Genomic DNA, 7989 nt, shown 5'->3' on the forward strand with positions numbered 1-7989 from the left:
AAGTGGAGACAAATGCTGCCCCCGCCTTTATTCGTTGAAATACTTTTTACTATGATTTTATATGCTTCCGTCCATACCAACCAAGACCTAAGAGACCACTGCCTGAGAGAAGAATAGTTGAGGGTTCTGGGACGGGTTGAAGTGTGTATGTCAATTCTAGTGTCAGTTTAATGATATGAGAATTGTTGAAAGTTGTTGATTCGAAATAATAATGACCGCTTGGGCCATAAAGAGTATAGATCACCTTGTAGCGATCGTCTGTGTTAGAAAAATATAGGACTTATTGACTTCTAAAAATGTACTGTCAACAGCATAAAGCCACTCAAAAAATGGATAAGCCGAACCTAAAGCTGCTGAGACCTGCTCTCTACTCTACCCCGATTACCTACCCCGATTACACCGATTACCCTCCGATTACACGATAAAGAACAGCCCTGATCAAGGGGTCAGGTGGCGTTTCGTGGAATCACATAGAACAGTACCGCAAAAAAGTGGAAGCAACTCCCGGCCAGGACAAACAGATGCCAGATGGCGTGATTATAGGGCAGGCGTTTCCAGCCATAAAAAATGACGCCGCCGGTATAGGCTATCCCGCCGGCGACCAGCAGGCGGATACCGTCAGGTTCAAGGTAGTTCAGCAGCGGTTTGATCGCTATCAGAATAATCCAGCCGAGGGCCAGGTAGAGGGTCAGTGACAGACCACGCTTGTGCCCCAACGGCGTCACCTTGAGAACGATCCCTGTCAGAGCAATCCCCCAAACCAGAGCAAATAATGACCAGCCCCAGGCACCGCGCAGGTTTACCAGCAAGAAAGGGGTATAGGTGCCGGCAATCAGCAGGTAAATAGCGATATGGTCAAGCAGACGCAGAATTTTTTTGGCGCCTGGTGCCGGAATGCTGTGATAGAGGGTTGAAGATAGATACAGCAGGGTCAGGGTGGCACCAAAAATACTGCTGCTGACGATATGCCATACATTTCCATGGGTGGCGGCAAGGTTAACCAGAACAATCAGCCCAACGATGGACAGCAGCACACCCACGCCGTGGGTAACGCTGTTGGCGATCTCTTCTGCAAGGCTGTATCTTTTCGGATTCGATGATAGTTCATTCATCTAGTGCTCCAGTATTTGTGTTTAAGTCCATCTCTGCAGTATAGCATTGACGTAAAGGTCAGGCAGCACTTGAAGTTACTGTTTTACAGAAGTATTACGTTGGTTTGTGCCCAACTTCTGCTTTTTGAAAAAAAATTTCAAAATCCTGTTGACAAGCCTGACTAAAACAGTTAAGTTTGTTTCAAATACATTTTGTTGTGGCAGGCAAAAGGTATTTCAGCAGTACTCTCTCGTTACCTCCTTAGTGTGTCGCCCCGTGATCCCCTCCTGATCACGGGGCATTTTTTTGTCTGACACCTCCCCCCGCCGTTGTTTCAGCTGACCTGGATTTGTCGTTTGTGGTATATCCTGTTCCTGGTGTCTGTTTTGTCTGCTTCAGACCGGGGTTTTGTTAACCATGTATAAAGAATATTTCGGGTTCAAGGAAGATCCCTTTACCATCGCACCCGATCCACAATTTCTCTACATGAGCGAGAAACACCGCGAGGCTCTTGCTCATATGCTCTACGGTATGAAAGCCGACAGTGGTTTTGTCCTGCTCACCGGCGAGGTCGGTACCGGAAAAACCACTGTCTGTCGTTGCCTGCTCAACCATATTCCAGAAAATTCCGAGGTTGCATTTATTCTCAATCCCAAGTTGTCAGTAGTTGAGCTGCTGGCTACTATATGTGACGAGCTGGGGATTGGATATCCACCGGAAACCAGCAGTATCAAGGTTTTTGTCGATCGCTTGAATCTGTTTTTGCTGGATGCACACAGTCGCGATAAAAGAGTCATCCTGATCATTGATGAGGCGCAGAATTTGAGCGTTGAAGTTCTTGAACAGATTCGCCTGCTGACTAACCTTGAGACCGATAAGCGCAAATTGTTGCAGGTGATCCTGCTCGGACAGCCGGAATTGAACCGGCTGCTTGAGCGCCCGGATTTACGTCAACTCGCTCAGCGCGTGACTGCCCGTTATCACCTGGAACCCCTTTCTCGCTCTCAGCTTCCCGCCTATCTTGCCTATCGCCTTGCTAAAGCCGGCGTTGAACGCCCGCTTTTTTCGTCAACAGCGACTGACCGACTCTACCGTTTGAGTGGTGGTGTGCCGCGAGTAATCAATCTGATTTGTGATCGCGCCCTGCTGGGCGCCTATGGGCGGGGAGAGCATCAGGTCAGTGCGAAGTTATTGACCCAGGCGGCCGGAGAAATACTGGGCAGAAACCAGCAGCAACGATCCCGTGAAAAATGGCTCTTTTCGTTCTTGCTGATTGTTATGGTCGTCGTTGTTGGGGCATTGATCTTTCTGTTGCTGCCGGCACCGCGACAGGAAAACCTGGTGCGCATCCCTGTCCACTCGCTCCAGGAACATCTGAGTCAGGAGGAAGCCCCCCGGGAAGATTTGCAGTTGACTGAAGTGCCAATGATGGAAAACCCCGCAGATTTTTTCATCAGCCGACCGGCAGGGTTATCAACAGTGCAAAGTCGCGCCCTGGCCATGCAGACGTTGTCGGCGCTCTGGGGCTATCCAGGTGTTTTCGCGGAGGATACGACAATGCCTCCTGGTCATTCCCATGGACTGGTAGTGCTGGAAGGAGAAGGAGATCTTTCACGTTTACGCACCCTGAATCATCCGGCGGTGTTGATGCTTCGTGATCTCCACGGCAATGATGGGTTTTATGCCACCTTGTCAGCCCTTGACGAAACGATGGCGACCCTGATAGTCGGTACTGATCTGGTGCGGGTTCCGGTTGACGTCCTGCGCGGTCAATGGAGTGGTGACTTCACCCTGCTCTGGCAGCCACCACCGGGATATGAAGGGGTACTGCGGGCCGGTGACGAAGGGATTACCATGTTCTGGCTCGAGCAGCAGATGGCAAAGTTAAACGGGCGCGCAATTCGTGAGATGGCGGATCTCATGTTTGATCAGGTACTGGTAAATGAAGTGCGGACCTTACAACATCAGCACAATCTCAATCCTGACGGATTGGTTGGTCCCCACACCCTGATGCTGATCAATTCTCGCCATGCCATCGATCAGCCGCGTCTTAATGCTTATGGGGAGCAATGAATATGTCTTTTATTCTTGATGCCCTGAATAAATCGGAACGCAGGCGCAGAGCATTAGCCGGTGAGGAACCCCAGGCCATCTGTGAGCCGCCGGCGCCAATAGCAGCCGTTTCCCGGCGTTGGATCCTGGTAGCGGTTGCGCTTTTGTTTCTGTGTATTCTGCTGTTGCTGGCAATCCTGGTGGTGCAATCTTCACGGAATTCAGATGTGGTTTTGGTGCAACCCTTGGCTCCAGTTGCAGATACTGTTGTTATGCCTGCGCCGTTGCCGGCGCCGGCGCCCTCGATAGCTCCCCAGCCTGATGTCCAGCGCCAAGCGGGGGTTGAAGAATCTGAAGGGGCAGGGCTGGAGCAGCGCACAGAACCAACGGCAGCGGTTCCTTCTTCTCCTTCCGCGAAAACAGAGGATCCCGTCTACCGTATCAGCGACCTGCCGCCGGAGGTGCGCAGGCGCTTGCCGGCCCTGCAGATGGCGCTGCATGCCTATAATCCCGCCGCTGCAGATGCGAGTCTGGTGCAGATCAACGGTCGTCTGGTAAGGGCAGGGGCGCAGCTAGCGGAGAACCTGACGGTGGAGGAGATTACCCCGAATGGAGCGATTCTGCGTAGCGGTAGTTACCTTTTTCTGCTGCCGCGCCGGGGTCAGTAAATAAGGATTATCTGCAGATCACCAACATTGGTGTTGGTCGGGCCGGTCATGAGCAACCCTTCAACTTTTTCGAAAAAATGATAGGAATCGTTGTCGCCAAGGTAGCGATCTATCTCCAGAGCGGCGCTTTCGGCGCGTGACAGGATCTCGGCGTCGGCAAAAGCGCCTGCGGCGTCGGTTGGTCCGTCGTTGCCGTCGGTTGCGGCCGAGAGAAAGGTCACCTTTTTGTTCTGATCATCTCCCCATGCTGCCAACTCGCACAGAAATGCCAGCGCCAGTTCCTGATTGCGCCCCCCTTTACCGTTCCCTTGCAGCGTGACCACCGTTTCGCCACCAAACAGCAGACACGCCGGTTTTTCCATGAACAGGTCGCTGGCGGCAACCTCGCGGGCAATGGTAGCCAGGTAACGGGCGGCGTGGCGGGCTTCGCCGCTGATCATGACGCTACCCGCCCTGGTGTGGTAGCCGAGCTGCCTGGCCTGCTGTTCTGCCGCCAGCAGGGCGTGACGATTGGTGCCGATAAGAATATTGGTGGCATAGGCAAGCGAGCTGTCACCCGCCTTGGGGGTTTCGGCCAATCTGCCGGACTGACCCAGTTCCAGGGCCGCCAGGATACTGGCCGGGGTTCGCGATCGCAGCTGATAGCGATCAATGATGTTGATGGCGTCGCTGAAGGTGGTGGGATCCGCACTGGTCAGGCCGGAGGCGATGCTGCTGAGGTCGTCGCCGACAACGTCGGAAAGAATAAAATTGAGGCTCCGGGCAGGTGCTGCCAGGCGCAGAAAGCGTCCCCCCTTGATGGCCGACAGGTGTTTGCGGACACAGTTGATTTCTTCGATGGGAGCGCCACAGCCCAGCAGCAGGCTGGTGATTAGCTGTTTGTCGGCCAGGGAAACAGCAGCTCGGCCGGCGGAAGATTGTGGATCGAGGGGGTAGGGGAGCAGGGCCGAAGCGCCCCCGGAAATGCAGTTGATGATCAGGGTTTTCTCGTCAGCGATGTTGGCCAGTTCCGCAAAGCGGTGCGCAGCGGTCAATCCGCGCTGATCGGGGATCGGATGGGCGGCTTCGATCACTTCAATGCGTTGCAGCGGTTCGAGGTGCCCCTCTTTGACGCAGATCAGACCCGTGTCGATGCGTTCCCCCAGCAGGTCTTCGAATGCTCGCGCCATCGGCGCCGTGGCCTTGCCCGCTCCCAGCAGCAGGATACGGTCATAGTGGGTCAAGTCAAGGTCGATTGCCAGCTCTTCGGTTTTGACCCGCAGCAGGTCGCCGCACAGGCTGACCCTGGAGTGGATCGCCTGGTAAGGGTCAACGCGCTGTAACGCCGCCTGAAATATCTGCTGCAGATGGTGGCGATGGTTTTGTCGCTGCGGAGTTGGTGTGCCTGGGTTATTGGCCATGGTGTTTGATCCCGCATGAGGGTAAAGGGGGACTGTCATTTTCCATTGAATTTTAACCTGATTCCTGCTTTAACATCCAGCGTTTGAACAGGGGATTTGTCCCGGCAAAAGTCGTAGCCTAATGGGAAAAAAATGACAACAAAGCAATTAATGGACTGGCGTATCCGTTTGTACTACTGGCTCGAAAGCCGCACCATCCAGCGGCTGGTGATTGCGGTGATTTTGGTCAACGCGGTACTCCTCGGGCTGGAAACCGTGCCGACCATCAACGAACCCTACGGTCATATTCTGTTTCAGCTTGATCGTTTGTGCCTGTTGATTTTCGTCGTCGAGTTGACCCTGGCGATTGTTGCCATGGGGCCACGAGGGTTTTTCCACGAACCCTGGCGGGTGTTTGATTTTATCGTCGTCGGTATTGCTCTGGTGCCGGCGACCGGTGCCTTCAGTATTCTGCGCAGCTTGCGGGTATTGCGGGTGTTGCGTCTGGCCTCGGCGTCGCCGCGCATGCGCGTGGTGGTGTCAGCGTTGCTGGCGGCGATTCCCGGCATGAGTTCGATTATCGCACTGTTATTGCTGGTTTTTTACGTGGCGGCAGTCATGAGCACCAAGCTCTTTGGTGCCGATTTCCCCGACTGGTTCGGTTCCATCAACGCCTCCATGTACACCCTTTTTCAGATCATGACCCTGGAAAGCTGGTCGATGGGGATCGTCCGGCCGGTGCTCGAGGTGTTTCCCTATGCCTGGCTGTTTTTTGTCCCCTTTATCATGCTGGCGACCTTCACCATGCTCAATCTGTTTATCGCCGTGATCGTTGATGCCATGCAGAGCCAGGCCCATGTTGCACAGAAAGAACAGATGCGGGAAATCGAGGAACTGGCGGAAGAAAAGGAGCAGGAACTGCACCGGGATATCAACAGTCTGCGCGGCGAGATCCGCGAACTGAAAGGGATGCTTAACGCTAATCCCGCCACCGCGCCCGATACAAAACCCAGGGGCGATTCATGAGTCGCCCCTTGACTATCAGACCTACAGGAATTGGCCAATGATTCATCTGACGAATATCACCAAGCAGCACGGTAACCGGGTGCTGTTCAAAAATGCCGGCTGCCAGATCCTTCCCGCTAGCCGCACTGGTCTGGTTGGCCCCAACGGTGCCGGTAAATCCACCATTTTCCGTCTGATCACCGGCGAGGAAGGCCTCGATGGTGGTGATATCACCTGTTCAAAAAAGACGGTGATCGGTTATTTCTCGCAGGATGTCGGTGACATGGCCGGCCGCAGCGCCCTTGACGAGGTGATCGCCGCCTCGGAGAAGACGGTACGCCTCGGACAGGAGATCGCCGCCATGGAAGCGCAGATGTGCGAGCCCATGGATGATGACGCCATGGCCCAGTTGCTCGAGCGTTACGGTGATGTGCAGCAGGAATACGAGCAGCGTGGTGGTTATGATCTGGAATCACGCGCCCAGGCAGTACTCACCGGTCTGGGGATTGGCCCCGACGACTATAACCGCCCGGTTGAAAGCTTCAGCGGTGGCTGGAAGATGCGCATTGCCCTGGCCCGGATTCTCACTTTAAATCCCGATGTGCTGCTGCTTGACGAGCCGACCAACCACCTCGATCTGGAGTCGATCATCTGGCTGGAAAACTGGCTCAACGATGAGTACCAGGGCGCCCTGTTAATGACCAGTCACGACCGCGATTTTATGAACCGGCTGGTGACGCGCATTATCGAGGTAGGCAACGGCACCATTACCACTTATGGCGGTAATTATGATTTTTATCTGCGCGAGCGCGACATTCGCCGCGAGCAGCTGATCGCCAGCCATCGCCGTCAGCAGGAGATGCTCGCCAAGGAAGAGGAATTCATCGCCCGCTTTGCGGCTCGTGCCTCCCATGCTGCCCAAGTGCAGTCGCGGGTGAAAAAGCTGGAAAAAATTGACCGGATCGAGCTGCCCCAGGAACAGCGGCTGGTGCGCTTCGACTTTGCTGAACCGCCGCGCAGTGGTGATGATGTACTGGCCTTCAAGGATCTCGCCAAGGACTGGCAACGCGAGGATGGCCGCGATCTGCCGGTGTTTTCCGGAGTGTCCGGGCTGGTACAGCGCGGCGACAAGATCGCGGTGGTGGGGATCAATGGCGCCGGAAAATCGACCTTTCTGAAAGTTCTCAGTGAGCAGACAGCGCCGAGTCAGGGGGATGTGACGATTGGCGCCAATGTCTTCCCCGGCTATTTCAGCCAGCATTCGATGGATCTGCTCGATCCGAAAAAAACCGTTTACGAAACCGTACAGGATGCCCTGCCGCAACTGACCGTCGGGGTGCTGCGGAATCTCTGTGCGGCCTTTTTGTTTCCGGGGGATGATGTCGAGAAACGGGTTGATAAACTTTCCGGCGGGGAGAAATCGCGCCTGGTGCTCGCCACCCTGCTTGGCCGCCCCTTAAATCTGCTGATCCTTGATGAACCGACCAACCACCTCGATATCCAGTCGCGCGACGTTTTGTTGCAAGCGCTGCAGGGGTTTGCCGGGACCGTATTGATCGTCAGTCACGATCGCCACTTTCTGCGTTCACTGGTCAGTCGTGTTTTTGAGATCGACCATGGTGTCATGACCCCTTTTGCGGGAGGGTATGAATATTATCTGGAAAAGACCGGAAATCGGTGAAATCGGGGGACATAATACCGATTTGCTGTTTAAATCGGCATTATGTCCGTTCGCAGTAACAGTTGAATATCTAGCGGGTTAAAGTCCCGTCCGGGGAATTATCCGATTCACC

Annotated in this window: 7 protein-coding genes; 4 read left to right on the forward strand and 3 right to left on the reverse strand. The window is 54.5% G+C overall.

The genetic code is table 11. The features are described 5' to 3' along the window. Positions 1-49: 49 nt before the first annotated feature. A complete protein-coding gene (locus AC6F7T_RS07395; RefSeq protein WP_500717458.1) occupies positions 50-244 on the reverse strand; it encodes a PEP-CTERM sorting domain-containing protein in 195 nt (64 codons plus the stop codon). Positions 245-446: 202 nt separating this feature from the next. Then, positions 447-1112 (reverse strand): PAQR family membrane homeostasis protein TrhA, encoded by a 666-nt coding sequence (gene trhA / locus AC6F7T_RS07400; protein WP_500717460.1) that lies wholly within the window; start codon positions 1110-1112, stop codon positions 447-449. A gap of 397 nt (positions 1113-1509) precedes the next feature. On the opposite strand from trhA, the gene AC6F7T_RS07405 reads away from it, so the two are divergent. Further along, a complete protein-coding gene (locus AC6F7T_RS07405; RefSeq protein WP_500717461.1) occupies positions 1510-3165 on the forward strand; it encodes an AAA family ATPase in 1656 nt (551 codons plus the stop codon). Positions 3166-3167: 2 nt separating this feature from the next. Beyond that, a complete protein-coding gene (locus AC6F7T_RS07410) occupies positions 3168-3812 on the forward strand; it encodes a general secretion pathway protein GspB (RefSeq protein ID WP_500717463.1) in 645 nt (214 codons plus the stop codon). Here AC6F7T_RS07410 and AC6F7T_RS07415 read toward each other — a convergent pair. After that, a complete protein-coding gene (locus tag AC6F7T_RS07415) occupies positions 3806-5212 on the reverse strand; it encodes a DUF4147 domain-containing protein (protein WP_500717464.1) in 1407 nt (468 codons plus the stop codon). The genes AC6F7T_RS07410 and AC6F7T_RS07415 overlap by 7 nt on opposite strands. A gap of 132 nt (positions 5213-5344) precedes the next feature. Between AC6F7T_RS07415 and AC6F7T_RS07420 the strand changes: the two genes are divergently transcribed. Continuing rightward, the gene (locus AC6F7T_RS07420; RefSeq protein ID WP_500717465.1) at positions 5345-6217 is read left to right on the forward strand and encodes an ion transporter; all 873 of its coding nucleotides are present in this window, start codon (positions 5345-5347) and stop codon (positions 6215-6217) included. A gap of 37 nt (positions 6218-6254) precedes the next feature. Then, positions 6255-7877: an ATP-binding cassette domain-containing protein gene (locus AC6F7T_RS07425; protein ID WP_500717467.1), complete on the forward strand. Its 1623-nt coding sequence runs from the start codon at positions 6255-6257 to the stop codon at positions 7875-7877. Positions 7878-7989: the final 112 nt, after the last annotated feature.

Source organism: Pelovirga sp. (genome assembly GCF_059864205.1).

What these genes read in the sequence shown, in the direction of transcription:
- trhA (WP_500717460.1), bottom strand. Translation starts at nt 1,112, where the DNA reads ATGAATGAACTATCATCGAATCCGAAAAGATACAGCCTTGCAGAAGAG.
- AC6F7T_RS07425 (WP_500717467.1), top strand. Translation starts at nt 6,255, where the DNA reads ATGATTCATCTGACGAATATCACCAAGCAGCACGGTAACCGGGTGCTG.
- AC6F7T_RS07420 (WP_500717465.1), top strand. Translation starts at nt 5,345, where the DNA reads ATGACAACAAAGCAATTAATGGACTGGCGTATCCGTTTGTACTACTGG.
- AC6F7T_RS07410 (WP_500717463.1), top strand. Translation starts at nt 3,168, where the DNA reads ATGTCTTTTATTCTTGATGCCCTGAATAAATCGGAACGCAGGCGCAGA.
- AC6F7T_RS07405 (WP_500717461.1), top strand. Translation starts at nt 1,510, where the DNA reads ATGTATAAAGAATATTTCGGGTTCAAGGAAGATCCCTTTACCATCGCA.
- AC6F7T_RS07415 (WP_500717464.1), bottom strand. Translation starts at nt 5,212, where the DNA reads ATGGCCAATAACCCAGGCACACCAACTCCGCAGCGACAAAACCATCGC.